We start from the raw sequence: 16,460 nt of genomic DNA on the forward strand, positions 1-16,460 counted from the left end.
ACCGCCGTTACGCGGCCCCGGCGCCGGTGAGCGAACGCACCTCCGTCTCCGCGTACTTCCCCGCGTCCGCCTCCTCCGGCGACAGCAGGGTGCCGAGCCAGCCCGCGAGGAAACCGAGCGGGATGGAGACCAGGCCCGGGTTCTCCAGCGGGAAGAGGTGGAAGTCGACGCCGGGGAAGAGCGCGTCGGGCCTGCCGGAGATGACGGGCGAGAACACCACCAGGAGCAGGGCCGGTACGAGGCCGCCGTAGATCGACCAGACCGCGCCGCGGGTGGTGAACCGGTGCCAGAACAGGGAGTAGAGCAGGGCGGGCAGATTCGCGGACGCGGCGACGGCGAAGGCGAGGCCGACCAGGAAGGCGATGTTCTGGTCCTGCGCGAAGAGGCTGAGCCCGATCGCGACGGCGCCGATCCCGACGGCCGCGAATCTGGCCACCCGCACCTCGTCCTCCTCCATCGCCCCTTCCTCCACCGCGTCGGCGGTGACCCGCGCGGTGCCGGGGGCCGCGGCCTCGCGCTTGGCGCGCCTGTTCTGCCGTGCCTGCGTTTCCGCGACGGGGCGGCGGCGCAGCGTGGCGTAGAGGTCGTGGGCCACCGAGGCCGACGACGCCAGGGTGATGCCCGCGACCACGGCCAGGATCGTCGCGAAGGCCACCGCGCCGACCACCGCGAACAGCACGGTGCCCCCTGTCGTCCCCTCCCCGCCGCCCAGGATCTCGGCGAGCAGCGGCACCGCGGTGTTGCCCGCGGCGTTGGACGAGCGGACGGTGTCGGTGCCGACGACCGCCGCCGCTCCGAAACCGAGCACGATCGTCATCAGGTAGAAGGCGCCGATCAGCCCGATCGCCCAGACCACCGACCGCCGCGCGGAGCGTGCCGTGGGCACCGTGTAGAAGCGGGACAGGATGTGCGGCAGGCCCGCCGTCCCGAGCACCAGCGCCAGGCCGAGGCTGATGAAGTCCAGCTTCGACGCCCAACTCCCGCCGTATTTCAGCCCGGGAGCCAGGAAGGCGTTGCCGTGCCCGCTGCCCGCCGCGGCGGCGTGCAGCAGACTCCCCGGATTGCCGTGGAAGCGGACCAGGACCATCACGGTGAGCGTCACCGTGCCGCCGATCAGCAGCACCGTCTTGACGATCTGGATCCATGTCGTCGCCCGCATCCCGCCGAAGGACACGTAGAACACCATCAGCGCGCCGACCCCGACCACCGTCCAGGTGCGCGCCGCGCCGTGCCCGCCGAGCAGCAGCCCGACCAGGCTCCCGGCGCCGACCATCTGCGCCACCAGGTACAGGATCGACACCACCACCGACGACGTGCCCGCCGCGATCCGCACCGGCCGCTGTCTCATCCGCGCGGAGAGCACATCGGCGAGTGTGTACCGCCCGCAGTTGCGCACCAACTCGGCGACCAGCATGAGGACCACGAGCCACGCGACGAAGAACCCGACCGAGTACAGCAGGCCGTCGTACCCGAAGAGCGCGATGAGCCCGGAGATGCCGAGGAAGGACGCCGCCGACATGTAGTCGCCCGCGATGGCCAGGCCGTTCTCCATCGGGGTGAACAACCGTCCCCCGGCGAAGAACTCCACCGACGAGCTCCGCCGCCGTCCCGCCCACGCCGTGATCGCCAGCGTCACCGACACGAAGATCGTGAACAGCACGATCGCGAGGCCCTGATGCTCCCCGGCTGAATCCGCCAGATACCCGCCATTGAACCGACCGCTGTTCAACGCACCCGCTCCTGCCCGGTCCTGGTCGCCAGCGTCCAGCGCAGATCGAGCGCCGCCCGGTCCCTGCGCAGCCGCGCGTGCCGGGCGTAGGCCCACGTCAGCAGGAACGTCGTGGCGAACTGCGCCAGCCCCGCCACCATCCCCACATTCACGTCACCCGCAACCTGATGTCCCATCAGGCCCGGTGCCGTGGTGGCCGCCACCACGTACAGCAGGTACCAGGCCAGGAAGCCCGCCACCACCGGGAAGGTGAAGCTCCGGTACCGGTCGCGCACCTCCTGGAACGCCGCGCTGCCCTGCACCTCCAGATACACCGCCGACCGGTCCACCGGCCGTCCGTCCTGGCCCGCCTGCGGTGTGCCCTCGGGCCGGGTCCGCCCCGGCGCGGGGTCGGGGGCCGTCTGATCCGGGACCCAGAGACCGGCGTCCGCCGCGTCCTGCCACGGGTCGTTCACCCGCAGCGCCCCGGGGTCGCCCCCGTCGTGCTTGTCCACCGAACACTCCTCGTTCCATCGGCCGATCGGCCGATGTGCCCAATCATGGACAGAGCGGGAAGATCCAGAACGAACAAGTAGAAACCTTCACCCCATCAGGTGATGCCGTGCCGGTAGGCATATCCGACCGCCTGTGCGCGGTCCCGCGCCCCGGTTTTGGCGAACAGGTTGTTGATGTGCGTCTTCACCGTCGCCATGCTCACGTGCAGCCGCGCGGCGATCTCGGCGTTGGACAGCCCTTCGGCCACCAGGGCTAGCACTTCCGCCTCCCGGGCCGTCAGCCCGTCCGGCAACTCCCCCCGTCCCGCCGCCCCTTGGCCTGGCTTTCCCGCCCCGCCCGGTCCGCCCGGTCCGCCCGGTCCGCTCCCCCGTCCCTCCGGCCGCCGCTCGGGGCCCGCCCCGGTCAGCGCGTCCAGCATCCTGCCCTGCACCGCGGGCGACAGCCCCGCCCGCCCGGCCGTCACCTCCGCGATGGCCCGCGCGATCTCCTCCCCTCCCGCGTCCTTGGTCAGATATCCCCGCGCCCCCGCCCGCAGCGCGGGAAAGAGCGAGCCGTCGTCCGCGAAGGTCGTCAGCACCACCACCTGCGTCCCCGGATACCGCGACCTGATCCGCCGCGTGGCCTCCACCCCGTCGCAGCGCGGCATCCGCAGGTCCATCAGCACCACCTCCGGCCGGTGTTCCCCCACCAGCCGTACCGCCTCCTCCCCGTCGGCCGCCGCTCCGACCACCTCGATGTCGGGCAGCAGCCCCAGCAGCATCACAATTCCCTCACGCACCACCGTCTGGTCGTCCGCGACCACCACCCGCGTCACGCGGGCACCCGCAAGCGCACCACGAAGCCCTCCTCGGCCGGTCCGGCGTCGAGCGCGCCGCCCAGCAGCTCCGCGCGCTCCCGCATCCCCAGAAGACCGTAGCCCGATCCGGATGCCCTCAAAGAGTTATCCACAGGCGTCCTGCTCCCGAAGTCCCGGAACTCCAGCTCCACCTCCTCGCTCCGGTACTCCAGCCGCAGCGCGACCTTCGCTCCCGGCGCGTGCTTGCGCACATTCGTCATCGCCTCCTGTGCCACCCGCCGCACCGCCAACCCCGCCTCCGCAGGCAGATACCGCGCCTCCCCTTCCACTTCCAGGTCCGCCCCCTCCGAAGCGACCAGCTCCCGCAGGAAGTCCTCCACCGGTGCCATCTCCCCGCGCAGCGCCGACAGCGCCTGCCGCGTCTCGGCCAGCCCCTCCCGCGCCATCTGCCGGGCCGCGATCACCCGTCCCAGCACCACGTCCCGCTCGACGCCCCGCTCGATCAGCAGCCGCGTCGCCTCCAGGTGCACCGTCTGCGCCGACAGGCTGTGCGCCAGCACATCGTGGATCTCCCGCGCGATCCGGGCCCGCTCCGCCAACGCCGCCGACTCGGCCTCCGCCGCCCGCGCCGCCCGCTCCTGGACCAGCAGCCGCTGCGTGTTCCCCCGCGCCTCGGCGTCCAGCCGCACGACGTACCCGATCAGCCCCAGCCCCGCCACCGTCAGCGACGTGACCAGCCAGCCGCCGGAGTCACCGACCAGTGCGTAGGCGGCCAGCGCCGTACCGGTGAGGGGCGCCGCCGCGGCCAGCGGCAGCCGCTCCATCCCGAGCACCGCGCAGCCGCACCACAGCAGCGTCGCGGGCACATCGGCGCCCACCGCGTGCAGCCCGAAGGCAGCGCCCAGCATCAGTGCGATCAGTGCGACGGACGGCGCCGCCCGGTGCGCGAGCGTGAACCGGAAGAACGCCCACACCACGACGGCCGCCACCGCCAGCCCCAGCACGGACGCCGAGGTCAGCCACCCGTTGAGATCCGTGCGGGCCAGGATCCCCCATAGCGCCGCGGCGGCGAAGAGCAGCCGCACTCCCCGGCCGAACGCCCGCCGCGCGGACGACCGGTTCTCGCGGGACAGCGCCTCCTTCGAAGGCCAGGACGTCCAACCGCTCATGAGGCCGTACGGTACGACGGCGCCACGCTCTGGGCCCGCCAGGCGAGCACCCCGGCGCGTATCAGCAGCGTGGCCGCGAGCGCTATCAGGAACGAGCCGCTGTCCTGGTGGACCCCCATCGCCGTACCCACCCCGTACAGCCCGATCCGCACCGCGACCCCGGCCGCCCAGACCGCGACGGTGACCTTCCCTCCCTGCGCCCAGACCGTCCCGTCCCTCTCGGTCCACAACCGTGTGGTCCACGCCCATGCCAACCCCATCCCCACAGCGACCACCAACTCCACGGCCAGCAGCGCGACCGCCGTCTGCCGGTGCTCCGGGTCGATCAGCCCGTGCTGCCGCAGCGACATGAACACCAGCACCGCCGGTATCAGCCACCACCGCCGGCCGCCCGTGACCTTCCTGGGCCGCAACTGGCGGGTGACCACCACACCGATGACCGCCACGATCACCAGCGCATCGATCAGACCGGACATGACGGACGCCTCCGTAAAGCGACTCCCACGAGGCCGGCGGGTTCGCCGACATCTCAGAATCTACGGAAACCCCCAGCTCAGCGGATCAAACCGGGGGTTGAATCTCCCTCTCCACCCCCGGGTGGAGCCCCCTCCACCAACGCCCCCGTGCTGTGGGCGAACGCGCCGGTCCGGCGCCGGTCCGAGCGCCCGCCCGGTGAGCGGATCCCCTGCGTCCGGGGGGCGGCGCTGCGTACGCTTTTCCAGCGACCGGCGATCGGATCGTCGGACAACGGGGGAGGGCACCGTGTCGGATCTCGGCCAGCGGAACGTGGAGCGCCGGACACCGCACGGTGGGGAGGCGGGAGCGTGAGCCAGTCCGTACGCGCCGAGAGCGGTTTCGCCTACGGGGTCGTGGGCGCGGACATCCACGTGTTCGGCGACGGCGTCCCGGTCTACCTGCTGCAACGCTGGCAGCCGCCGGTCCTGCCGGACGACGGCTTTCTGTTGAATGTACCGAGCCGGATGCTCAACGCGCGTTTCCGGGTCGTGGAGTTCACCGGACGCACCGCCGAGTTGACCTCGTTACGGCGCTGGCGCGACGGCGGCGGTCCGCTCGCCGTGCAGTGGCTGTGCGCGCCGGGCGGACAGGGCAAGACCCGTCTCGCCGACCGCTTCGCGCAGGAGTCGCTGGCCGAGGGCTGGCAGGTCGTCACCGCCACCCACGGACCGGGGAGCGTGCTGCCGCCTCCTGGCAGTCAGGACCTCCGTGACCGGGGCGACGCGGGTGTGCTGCTGATCGTCGACTACGCCGACCGCTGGCCGCTGACCCATCTCATGTGGCTGTTCGGCAACGCGCTGGTGCACCGCGACAGCGGGCGCGGCGCCCGGGTGCTGCTGATCGCCCGCGGCGACGAGGTCTGGCCGAGCGTGCGCGCCGCTCTCGCGAACCAGCAGGCCAGGACCTCGCTGCAACGGCTCGCGCCGCTGTCCGACGAGGTCGGCGGTGACGGCGCCGCCGCATCCCCGCGGTCCGAGATGTTCGCCGTGGCCCGCGACAGCTTCGCGGCGCGTTACGGCGTCTCCCCCGGCGGCATCGCGGCACCGGCCCCGCTCGGTGACGCGGCCTTCGGCCTGACCCTGGCCGTGCACATGGCTGCCCTGGTCGCCGTGGACGCCGACGCCCACGGGCTGCGCGCGCCCACCGACCTCGCGGGCCTGTCCAGCTATCTCCTGGACCGGGAGCAGTTGCACTGGGCGCGGCTGTACGGGGACCCGGATCACGAGATCGCCCCGTCCGCACCAGCGTTCCGCACCTCGCCCGCGCTCATGAACCGCACCGTGTTCACCGCGGCGCTCACCGGGCCGGTCAGCCCGGAGGAGGGGCGGGTGGCCATCAGCGACCTCGCGGTCCGGCTGCCGGCCGATCGCATCCTCGCGGATCACGCGGTCTGCTACCCACCGGCCGAGGCCGACCGCGACACCGTCCTGGAACCGCTGTACCCGGACCGGCTCGCCGAGGACTTCCTGGCGCTGACCCTTCCCGGCCACCGGGCCGACTACCCGGCCCAGGACTGGGCCGGGCGCACCGTCAGCGCCATGCTCAGCGGCACCGACGTGGTGAGCGACGCGGTCACCGGAAGCTGGATGCCGCGCGCCGTGGTCTTTCTGACCGCCGCCGCCCAGCGCTGGCCCCACGTCGGCCCCCTCCACCTGTTCCCGCTGCTCGGCACGGCCCCTCAACTCGCCGTCATCGGGGGCAGCGCCGCGCTGGCCACGCTCGCCGCCCTTGACGACATCAGCCCCGAACTCCTCGAAGCCGTCGCGATGTTCTTCCCGCCGTTCAACCGGCGCAGTCCCGACCTGGACCCCGGAATCGCCGCCGTCAGCACCCGGCTGCTCCCGCACCGCCTGGAGCGCGCCAGAAACCCCAACGACCAGGCCGCGGAGCGGCACGAGCACGGCGTCCGCCTCCACCACGCCGGTCGGCTGGAGGAGGCGCTGGCCGAATCCGAGGCCGTCCTGGCCCAGTTCCGGGCCATCGCCCGTGACGGCGTCCCCAATCCCTCGCTCGTCCCCGTGGTCGAAGGCAATCTGGCGTTCGCCCTCAAGGCGTACGCGGACCGCCTGGGCGAGGTCGGGCGCCGGGCGGAGGCCCTGGCCGCCACCGAGGAAGCCGTCGCCGTACAGCGCAGGCTGGCCGCGTACGACGAGCAGTACCGCCCCGACCTGGCAAGCGGCCTGCTCGGTATCGGACGGGATCTGTCGTACGCGCAGCGCTGGGACGACGCGACGGCTGCCCTGGAGGAGTCCGTGACGCTCCTGCGCGCGCTGGCCGCGGAAGAGCCCGGCAAGCACGAGTCGAACCTCTCCGCCGCCCTGGCCGCCCTCGGCGTGTGCCACCTGCGTATCGACCGTCCGCGGTCGGCGGTCTCACACGGCCGGGAGAGCGTCGCCCTGCGCCGCCGTCTCCACGCGAAGGACCCGTCCGCCCACGCCATGTCCCTGGCCAACGCGCTCTATCACCTGGCCGCCGCCCTCGAACGTGTCGGCGATCCCGACAGCGTCCCGCTGGCCCACGAGGCCGTCGAGCTCTACCGCGACCTCGCTAGGGTCAATCCCGCCGCCTACGAGCGCGAACTCGCCGACGGGCTCAACGGACTCGCCGTACGCCTGCTCGTCGCCCAACGCCCGGAGGAGAGCCTGACCGCGGCCTACGAGAGCGTCGCGATCCTCCGCCGCGTCAGCGCCCGCGAGGCGATCGCCGAACAGCACACCTTGGCCGAGGCTCTCGGCGTCCTGCTCGGCGCGCTGATGGTCACGGGCCGCTTCGCCGAGGCCACCGACACAGCCGACGAGTGCGTCATGGTCTGCCGCCGCATGACCGAGAAGGACCCCCTGGCCCTCCACCGCCTCGCCGGCGCCCTGCTCATCGCCGCGGAAGTCCGCGTCACCCCGGCCGACCCCCGCCTCGACGAAGCCCTCGCCCTCTTCGACGAGGCCACCGAGATCATGGACCTCTACGCGATCTCCCCCCAGGGCGGCCCGGCCCTCCACCACCGCGTCGGCTCCCGCCTCATAGAACTCCTCACCGCCGCCGACCGCCCCGCCCCCGCCGCCCGCCTCCGCCGCACCCTCCAGAACCCAACAACCCCCTGACGCCCGGCCCGGCCGCAGGTCAGACGTCGATCCGCGACCGGTCCAGGGTCGTGGCGGAGTTGGTGATGAACTCCTTGCGGGGGGCGACCTCGTTGCCCATCAGGAGGTCGAAGGCCTGCTCGGCGGATTCGAGGTCGCTGATGTTGATGCGGCGCAGGGTCCGGTGGCGGGGGTCCATGGTGGTTTCGGCCAACTGGTTGGCGTCCATCTCACCGAGGCCCTTGTAGCGCTGGATGCTGTCCTTGTAGCGGACGTTGCGGCGCTGGAGGTCGAGGAGGGTCTGGCGCAGCTCGTTGTCCGAGTAGGTGTAGACGTACTTGTCCTGGCCCTTCTTGGGCTGGACGAGTTCGATGCGGTGGAGCGGGGGGACGGCGGAGAAGACCCGGCCCTGCTCGACCATCGGACGCATATAGCGCTGGAAAAGGGTGAGCAGGAGGCAGCGGATGTGGGCGCCGTCGACATCGGCGTCGGCCAGGAAGATGACCTTGCCGTAGCGGGCCTGGTCGATGTCGAAGGTGCGGCCGGACCCGGCTCCTATGACCTGGATGATCGCGCCGCACTCGGCGTTCTTGAGCATGTCCGAGATGGACGACTTCTGGACGTTGAGGATCTTGCCGCGGATCGGCAGCAGCGCCTGGAACTCGGAGTTGCGGGCCAGTTTGGCGGTGCCCAGTGCCGAGTCGCCCTCGACGATGAACAGTTCGCTGCGGTCGACGGCGTCGCTGCGGCAGTCGGCCAGCTTGGCGGGGAGCGAGGAGGTCTCCAGCGCGGTCTTCCTGCGCTGCGCCTCTTTGTGCTGCCGGGCCGCGATGCGGGTCCTGGCGGCGGCGACGGTCTTCTCCAGGACGGCGCGCGCCTGGGCCTTGGCGTCCCGCTTGGTGGAGGTCAGGAACTCGCGCAGTTCGGTGGCGACGACATTGGCCACGATGCGGTTGGCGGCGGAGGTGCCGAGCACTTCCTTGGTCTGGCCCTCGAACTGCGGCTCGGCCAGACGCACGGTGATCACCGACGTCAGGCCCTCCATGGCGTCGTCCTTGACGATGTCGTCCTCGGCGACGCGCAGCAGTTTGGCCGAGCGCAGCACCTCGTTCATCGTCTTGGTGACGGAGCGCTCGAATCCGGTCACATGGGTGCCGCCCTTGGGGGTGGCGATGATGTTCACGAAGGACCTGGCGGTCGTCTCGTAGCCGGTGCCCCAGCGCAGCGCGATGTCGACGCCCAGCTCGCGGGTGACCTCGGTGGGGGTCATGTGGCCGCGGTCGTCAAGGACGGGCACGGTCTCCTTGAAGGTGCCGCTGCCGGACAGGCGCAGGACGTCGCAGATCGGCTTGTCAGGGGCGAGGAACTCGCAGAATTCGCTGATGCCGCCGTCGAAGTGAAAGACCTCCTCGACGGGCTTGTCGGTCTCGATGCCGCGCTCGTCGCGCACCACGATGGTCAGGCCGGGCACCAGAAAGGCGGTCTGGCGGGCGCGCTGGTGCAGATGGTCCAGGGAGAGCTTGGCGTCCTTGAGGAAGATCTGCCGGTCGGCCCAGTAGCGCACGCGGGTGCCGGTGCGGGTCTTGGGGACCCGCTTGGCCTTGGTGAGCCCGCTGGCGGGGTCGAAGGGCGCCTCGGCGCCGGATTCGGTGAAGATCCCGGGGACCCCGCGGCGGAAGCTGATGGCGTGCGTGGCGCCGTTGCGGTCGACCTCGACGTCCAGCCGGGCCGACAGCGCGTTCACCACGGACGCGCCGACGCCGTGCAGACCGCCGGAGGCCGCGTACGAGCCGCCGCCGAACTTCCCGCCGGCGTGCAGCTTGGTCATGACCACCTCGACGCCGGACAGGCCCGTCTTGGGCTCCACGTCCACCGGGATGCCGCGGCCGTTGTCCCGGACCTCGACCGAGCCGTCCTCGTGCAGGATGACCTCGATGCGGTCGCCGTGACCGCCGAGCGCCTCGTCGACGGAGTTGTCGATGATCTCCCAGACGCAGTGCATCAGACCGCGACTGTCTGTTGACCCGATGTACATACCGGGCCGCTTGCGAACCGCTTCCAGCCCTTCGAGGACGAGCAGGTGCCGCGCGGTGTAGTTGGAGCCGTCGCGATCTGCACCCGTCAGCAGCGCAGAGGACGGCACGGATGTTTCGGCGGTCACGCGGGCAGCTCCTCGATCAGGAATGTTCTGAAGTTTTTTTCAGCCGTGTCGGTGAGAGGGTACCGATGCCGGGAGGGGTGACAGCGCCGCGACCCGGTATCCGGGCCTCAACACGGCCCTCGTCCCGGCTTCCATGCTAGCCCTCTTCGAGCACGTGTTCGATAACCCGCGCGAGTGATACACATGTCACGTTCCCAAAGAGGCATGAACCATTTAGGCTCCGGGCACGTCCTCAGCAACAACCGGCAAGCCAGCCGGGAGCAAGTCCGGACAACAGCTCCATAAGCGACATCTGACGCAACTGACTCCTATTCGCCGCCAATCGGTAACATCCAGTCACCCCGAGGTCGGTTTTCGAGGAAAAGCTGAGAGCGGGAACGTTTTCGGCCTGGTTGGATGTTGACCCTGGTACGACAGCTCGTCGAGCTAGAGAAGAGGCGACGTGACTACTGTTCTGACCCCCGCGAGTCCGCTGACAGCGGCAGACCGCTGCGACCGTTGCGGCGCTCAGGCATACCTGCGCGTTGTCCTCATCAGCGGTGGTGAGCTGCTCTTCTGCGGACACCATGGACGCAAGTTCGAGCCGGAGCTCAAGAAGATCGCTTCGGAAATACAGGACGAGACCGGACGGCTGACCGACACCCCGGCAACGGCGGGAGAAGACGAGCGCTGACACTTCGCATCAGCGACGAATTCGAGTCGGCGGGCGGACAGACCCCTCCAGGGGGTGTCCGCCCGCCGTCTTCCGTTCAACCGCGGCCCGCAGCTCAGCTGGTTTCCGCCAGCACTCGACCGCGTTGCGCCAGCGCTCAGCTACTGTGGGCCGCCACCAGTGAGGCCATCGCCGAGACGCGCGTGTAGACCCCTGGATAGGCCGCCTCCGCGCAGCCACTGCCCCACGAGACCAGACCGACGACCCGGTCCCCCACGACCAGCGGGCCGCCGCTGTCGCCCTGACAGGCGTCCCGGCCGCCGCCCTTGGCACCCGCGCACATCATCGAGGCGCGCACATAAGTGCCGTCGAAACTGCCCGGATACGCCTGCGCGCACACCGTGTCCGCGAAAACCGTGACCGTCGCGGAACGCAGCGTGTTCGAGTACGTGCCGCGGCCGGTCGTGTCACCCCACCCGTAGACCTGCGCCTGAGTGCCCGCCCTGTAGTCCTGCTCGTCGGAGGAGTCCGCGATCGGGATCGTGGCGCCCTTCGGCAGCGCTGTCGCCAGCGTGATGACCGCGATGTCGCCGGAGTTCGTCGTCGAGTCGAAGCCGGGGTTGACCCACACCTGCGACAGGCCCAGTTCCTGCCCACGACCGCCGCTGAGGTCCGTACGACCGGCGATCACACGCAGGTCGGGCAGTTGGTGCCAGTCGCTCGCTCCGAGCGCCTCACGGCCGAAGCAGTGGGCCGCGGTGATCACCGTACGAGGCCCGACGGCCACGGCGCCGCAGAACTGGCCGGACCTGCCGGAGCCGAAGCGCTTACGGCTGGCCAGGGCCATCACCCATGGCGTGCTGTCCGTGCTGGCCGGGTTGCCACCGATCACGACGCCGTTGGCGGCGGCCGGGGTCGCGGGCGCGGCCAGCGGGACGGCCAGCACCGGCAACAGCGCCGCCGCGAGACCGCCGATCACAGCACGACGACGACCGGTCACGGCACGGAAGGGGAAACGCATGCGGCCTCCTGACCCTGTGGAGCACTCTGGACACCCAGAGTGATCGATAGGGCCGGAGGCCGCATCCGCAAAGAGGCCGTGTCGCCCGAAAGACGTCCGCGGAGTTCTCCGGAGGCCCGAAGGGCTCCGGAGAACTTCGCGGAAATGACGTCGGGTCAGCCTGGCCGGGTCAGTCCAGGTAGTCGCGCAGCACCTGGGACCGCGACGGGTGACGCAGCTTGGACATCGTCTTGGACTCGATCTGCCGGATCCGCTCGCGCGTGACCCCGTAGACCTTGCCGATCTCGTCCAGCGTCTTCGGCTGCCCGTCCGTGAGGCCGAAGCGCATGGAGACCACGCCCGCCTCCCGCTCGGAGAGGGTGTCGAGCACCGAGTGGAGCTGTTCCTGCAGCAGCGTGAAGCTGACCGCGTCGGCCGGCACGACCGCCTCGGAGTCCTCGATGAGGTCGCCGAACTCGCTGTCGCCGTCCTCGCCCAGCGGGGTGTGCAGGGAGATCGGCTCGCGGCCGTACTTCTGGACCTCGATGACCTTCTCGGGGGTCATGTCGAGTTCCTTGGCCAGCTCCTCCGGGGTGGGCTCGCGGCCCAGGTCCTGGAGCATCTGGCGCTGCACGCGGGCCAGCTTGTTGATGACCTCGACCATGTGCACCGGGATACGGATGGTGCGGGCCTGGTCGGCCATCGCGCGGGTGATCGCCTGCCGGATCCACCAGGTGGCATAGGTGGAGAACTTGAAGCCCTTGGTGTAGTCGAACTTCTCGACCGCGCGGATCAGACCCAGGTTGCCCTCCTGGATCAGGTCCAGGAAGAGCATGCCGCGACCGGTGTAGCGCTTGGCCAACGAGACCACGAGGCGGAGGTTGGCCTCCAGCAGGTGGTTCTTGGCCCAGCGGCCGTCCTCGGCGATGATCTCCAGCTCGCGCTTGAGCTTGGGGGCGAGCTTGTCGGCCGCGGCCAGCTTGTCCTCGGCGAAGAGACCGGCCTCGATGCGCTTGGCCAGCTCGACCTCCTGCTCGGCGTTGAGCAGCGGGACCTTGCCGATCTGCTTGAGGTAGTCCTTGACCGGGTCAGCGGTGGCACCGGCGACGGCGACCTGCTGTGCGGGCGCGTCGTCCTCGTCGTCGTCGGAGAGCACGAAGCTCTCGGACTCCGACTTCTCGGTCTCCTCCTCGCCGCCCTTGCCCGCGGCGGCCTCCTCGACCGTCTCCTCCGCGTCGACGGCCTCGTCCTCGCCTGCGGCCGTCTTCTTGGCCGCCACCTTCTTGGCGGGGGCCTTCTTGGCAACGGTCTTCTTGACGGCGGCCTTCTTCGCCGGCGCCTTCCTTGCTGGGCTCTCCGCCTCCACCGATGGCTCCACCGTGGTCTCGGCCTCGGCCTCCGCCTCCGGGGCGGCGGCCTTGGGCGCAGCGGTCTTCTTGACAGGGGTCGCCCTGGAGGCGACCGTCTTGGTGGCAGTACGCTTCGCCGGGCTCTTGGCTGCGACGCTCTTACGGGTGCGCTTGGGCGCCTCAGCGGCAGTCACCATCAGCGTCACACCCTCCTCGTCGAGGACCTGGTTGAGGCTGCGCAGAACGTTCTTCCACTGGGTTGCCGGAATCTGGTCCGCTTCGAACGCCCGACGCACGTCGTCGCCGGCGATCTGCCCCTGGGCCTTACCCTGCTCGATGAGCGCCATCAGAGACTCGGACTCGGCGATCTCGGACGGGAGCGTACGGGATGTGCTGGCCGACACGAACAACCTCTCGGAACGATGGGAACGACTCGGTGGAACCGCACAGCCACTCAGCGTCAAAATCGTCGCTGAATATTCCTTGTGCCGTGGCCACCTCTTAAGTCATCGCGCTGCCTCGCCAAGCGTTACGCCCACCCTACGTGGCCCGAGTCACACCCTAAATCGTGCAGATCGGTCATAAATCCGGACACATGACCCGCCCGGCCGTGCGAGGGCGCGGGAGAGCGGCCGGGAGAGCCACGGGGGACCACATGGGACCGCCGCCGACCCCAGGTGTTCCGGGGCCCGCGGCGGAGGGCGACACGGTCAGTGCTGCTCGCGCGGACCGGGGACGACGTGGTCGGCGGGAGCGGACTCGGGCTGCTCGGGCAGGACGGTGAGGAGCTGGCGCATCGCCGCCTCCGCCGTGCCGCCGTCGCTCTCGGCGAGCGCTTCGACGATCCGCTGGTGCAGGCCGACCGAGGTGTCGCCGGGGCGGTCGCAGCCGGTGACCGGGCCGCCGGACACGTGCAGCGCGGAGGAGACGATCCCCGACAGGTGCTCCAGCATCCGGTTGCCCGCGACCTGGAGGAGCAGGGCGTGGAATTCGGCGTCGGCCCTGGAGAAGGTCAGCGCGTCGCCCTGTGCGGCGGCGTGCGCCATGATCTCCGCCATGTCGGCGAGGCGCTGCTGTACGTCCTCGCGGCCGTGGCCCGCGGCGAGCCGGGCGGCCAGCGGCTCGATCGTCCAGCGCAGTTCGAGCAGTTCGCGGCGCTGGTCGTCGCGCTGCGGCCCGAAGGCACGCCATTCGATGATGTCGGGGTCGAGCAGATTCCAGTCGCTCACCGGGCGGACCCGGGTTCCGACGTTGGGCCGGGCGCTGACCAGGCCCTTGGCCTCCAGCACGCGCAGGGACTCGCGCACCACGGTGCGGGAGACCTCGAAGCGCTGGCCGATCTCCTCGGGGACCAGCGGGCGGTCGGCGCCCAGATCGCCGGAGACGATCATCTGCCCGAGCTGCTGGACGAGTTGTCCGTGCAGTCCCCGGCCACGGCTGCCGCCGGCCCGGCGGCCCATCCGGTTCATATCCGGCTCCATGCCCTCCCAGGACGTCAGTCCAGGTCGGTCGGTGCCGGGGGCTTCGGCGTACGAATAGCGGTCCAGCTCGCCCGATCCGGCGATTCCGGAGTCGGCAGAACGAGCCGCGGTCATCATGGTGTGCGCAAGGGTACTCACGCATCCTTTGTCGGCGATGCCGATGCGCGCCTTGAGGGCTTTGCTGAAAAGCACACGAAAGGGTGAGCGCTCATCACCTCATAATTGACGTTTTATGGCGATGAATCATCCCTTCTTGCTGGTAAGCGGCGCAGTTCGGCTGACGCGTGGGGCAGTTGGGCGGCGCCAGCGTCGCCGTCCGCGCAACGCGGTTGCCAGATAGGCGCAGACCAGCACGGTGAGTGACAACGACAGCGCGGAGACCACCGGTTGGGCGGCGAAGCGCAGCAGTCCCTCGACCGTTCCGCCGCCGCCCTGCGAGACCCCGCTGACCACCGACCACAACGCTCCGCCCGCGTCGGCGAGTTGTCGTGCCACCGGCCCACCGAACAGTCCCCGTACGGCCGGAGCGACCAGCAGCGGTACGGCGAGGACGGCGGCCACACCGAGCGCAGTGGTACGGAACACCCCCGCCGCGAGCACCCCCGCCCAGGCGCAGCCGATGGCGAGCGCCGCCCAGCCGCCGAGCGCGGCAGGAAGCGTCGTCAGATCCGGCGCCTTTCCCGGGCCGAGGGTCAGCCGCAGCACCAGGGTGTCGGCGACGGCGGCGAACGCGGCGAGCAGCAGCGCGCAGACTCCGCTCACGGCGAGTTTGGCGCCGAGCAGCCGCAGGACCCGCGGCTCTGGGCCGTATCCCGGCGCGAGGGCGGGGTAGCGGAACTCCTGCCCGTAGGCGAGTGCGCCCAGCACGCCCGCGCCCACGGCCGCCGCGGGGAGCGGCAGCCGGATCGCCCATCCGGAGATCAACCGCAACGGCGGTACGGACACAGCCCCGGTGCGTGCCATCAGGACCGTGCCGAGCACCGAGCCGACCAGTGCCGCTCCGGCGATCGGCCACGGCGTGAGGACCCCGAAGGCGCGCCGCAGTTCGTACCGCACTGGCCGGACCGGGCCGTGCTGCCGTGCCGGACGCCGCCGCGGCTGCGGCAGGGCGGGCGGTACGGAGGCCGCCACGCCGCCTTCTGCCTCGGGGGTGGCATCCGGGGTTGTGACGCCGTTTCCGCTCTCGTCGGCGAGGTGGTGCAGCAGGATGCCGTGGCGGTAGGCGGTCTCCCCCACCGCGGCAGAGTTGGTGCCGTAGACGGCGATACGGCTGCCGGTCGCGGCGATCACCTCGGCTCCGTCCTCGGTGAGCAGCGTGGCCAGGCGCTCGGCGTAGGGCGAGCGGACGGCCACGTACGGGCGCATCCTCGTGCGGGCGAAGTGCGCGGCCGACTGGTCCGCGACCAGGCGCCCCTTGTCGATAGCGATCACGTGGTCGGCGGTCCGGGCGAGGGCTTTGGTGTCGCGGCCGGTGAGCAGGACCGCGCCCCCGGCGGCGACGTGCCGTCGTACGAGCGCGTGCACCCAGGCGGCTTCGCGGGCCGGGAGTTCGCGCACCGGGTCGTCCAGGATCAGCGCGCGGGGGTCGGCGAGCAGGGCCGCGGCGAAACCGAGACGGCGGTCCATGCCCAGCGAGTACGTGCCGAGCCGCTGTTCGGCGACCTCGGCGAGGCCGACCTGGTCGAGCACCTCGTCGGCGCGGGTGGCGGGCAGTCCGAAGGCGGCGCAGAGCATGCGGAGGTGGCTTCGGGCGGTGCGTCCGGGATGTCCGGGCACGTCACCCAGGAGGGCGCCGACGACGCGGGCGGGGTGGGGGAGGTCGCGCAGCGGCCGGCCGTCGACGAGGGTGGCGCCGCGTCCGCCCTCCAGCCCGAGCAGCAGGCGCAGCGCCGTGGACTTTCCCGATCCGGCGGGACCGAGCAGGCCGGTGACTTCACCGGCCCTGATGTCGAACGTGAGGTCGGTGACGGCGGGCGGGGCGTTGCGGCGGGGCATGCTGGTCAACCCGATGGCCTGGATCACCCTTGCACCATAG

General features: G+C 70.9%; 12 protein-coding genes. 2 read left to right on the forward strand and 10 right to left on the reverse strand.

Annotation, left to right across the window (positions count from 1 at the left end):
• Positions 1 to 7: 7 nt before the first annotated feature.
• From ACFZAM_RS23520 to ACFZAM_RS23540, 5 genes are all read right to left on the reverse strand, one after another.
• Complete coding sequence (locus tag ACFZAM_RS23520; RefSeq protein WP_391048969.1) at positions 8 to 1,729, reverse strand: cation acetate symporter; 1,722 nt, start codon at positions 1,727 to 1,729, stop codon at positions 8 to 10.
• Entirely contained in the window at positions 1,726 to 2,223 is a 498-nt protein-coding gene (locus tag ACFZAM_RS23525) for a DUF485 domain-containing protein (RefSeq protein WP_391048972.1), read from the reverse strand. The genes ACFZAM_RS23520 and ACFZAM_RS23525 overlap by 4 nt, the downstream gene beginning before the upstream one ends.
• Positions 2,224 to 2,318: 95 nt before the next feature.
• Complete coding sequence (locus ACFZAM_RS23530; RefSeq protein ID WP_391049045.1) at positions 2,319 to 2,984, reverse strand: response regulator; 666 nt, start codon at positions 2,982 to 2,984, stop codon at positions 2,319 to 2,321.
• A 50-nt stretch (positions 2,985 to 3,034) separates the two neighbouring features.
• The gene (locus ACFZAM_RS23535; protein ID WP_391048975.1) at positions 3,035 to 4,189 is read right to left on the reverse strand and encodes a histidine kinase; all 1,155 of its coding nucleotides are present in this window, start codon (positions 4,187 to 4,189) and stop codon (positions 3,035 to 3,037) included.
• On the reverse strand, positions 4,186 to 4,665 hold the full coding sequence (locus ACFZAM_RS23540) for a DUF1453 domain-containing protein (protein ID WP_391048978.1): 480 nt from the start codon (positions 4,663 to 4,665) through the stop codon (positions 4,186 to 4,188). Before ACFZAM_RS23540 ends, ACFZAM_RS23535 begins: the two co-directional genes overlap by 4 nt.
• A gap of 348 nt (positions 4,666 to 5,013) precedes the next feature.
• Here ACFZAM_RS23540 and ACFZAM_RS23545 point away from each other — a divergent pair, with 348 nt between their 5' ends.
• Complete coding sequence (locus ACFZAM_RS23545) at positions 5,014 to 7,803, forward strand: hypothetical protein (RefSeq protein ID WP_391048981.1); 2,790 nt, start codon at positions 5,014 to 5,016, stop codon at positions 7,801 to 7,803.
• A 19-nt stretch (positions 7,804 to 7,822) separates the two neighbouring features.
• Here ACFZAM_RS23545 and ACFZAM_RS23550 read toward each other — a convergent pair whose 3' ends face one another.
• On the reverse strand, positions 7,823 to 9,943 hold the full coding sequence (locus tag ACFZAM_RS23550) for a DNA topoisomerase IV subunit B (RefSeq protein ID WP_355338286.1): 2,121 nt from the start codon (positions 9,941 to 9,943) through the stop codon (positions 7,823 to 7,825).
• 442 nt (positions 9,944 to 10,385) lie between these two features.
• On the opposite strand from ACFZAM_RS23550, the gene ACFZAM_RS23555 reads away from it, so the two are divergent.
• Positions 10,386 to 10,616: a hypothetical protein gene (locus ACFZAM_RS23555; RefSeq protein ID WP_188286081.1), complete on the forward strand. Its 231-nt coding sequence runs from the start codon at positions 10,386 to 10,388 to the stop codon at positions 10,614 to 10,616.
• Between the two features lie 136 nt (positions 10,617 to 10,752).
• Here the strand turns inward: ACFZAM_RS23555 and ACFZAM_RS23560 are convergent, their stop codons facing one another.
• From ACFZAM_RS23560 to ACFZAM_RS23575, 4 genes are all read right to left on the reverse strand, one after another.
• On the reverse strand, positions 10,753 to 11,616 hold the full coding sequence (locus ACFZAM_RS23560; RefSeq protein WP_355338283.1) for a serine protease: 864 nt from the start codon (positions 11,614 to 11,616) through the stop codon (positions 10,753 to 10,755).
• A gap of 169 nt (positions 11,617 to 11,785) precedes the next feature.
• Positions 11,786 to 13,348, reverse strand: a complete 1,563-nt coding sequence (locus ACFZAM_RS23565) for an RNA polymerase sigma factor (RefSeq protein ID WP_391048985.1) — start codon at positions 13,346 to 13,348, stop codon at positions 11,786 to 11,788.
• Between the two features lie 306 nt (positions 13,349 to 13,654).
• Positions 13,655 to 14,563 carry a FadR/GntR family transcriptional regulator gene (locus ACFZAM_RS23570; RefSeq protein ID WP_355338277.1) on the reverse strand — a complete coding sequence of 303 codons (909 nt, stop codon included), beginning with the start codon at positions 14,561 to 14,563 and terminating at the stop codon, positions 13,655 to 13,657.
• A 105-nt stretch (positions 14,564 to 14,668) separates the two neighbouring features.
• A complete protein-coding gene (locus ACFZAM_RS23575) occupies positions 14,669 to 16,447 on the reverse strand; it encodes an ATP-binding cassette domain-containing protein (protein ID WP_391048988.1) in 1,779 nt (592 codons plus the stop codon).
• Between the last annotated feature and the right edge of the window lie 13 nt (positions 16,448 to 16,460).

Source organism: Streptomyces sp. NPDC008079 (assembly GCF_042957385.1).
In the GTDB taxonomy this organism is placed as follows: Bacteria; Actinomycetota; Actinomycetes; order Streptomycetales; family Streptomycetaceae; genus Actinacidiphila.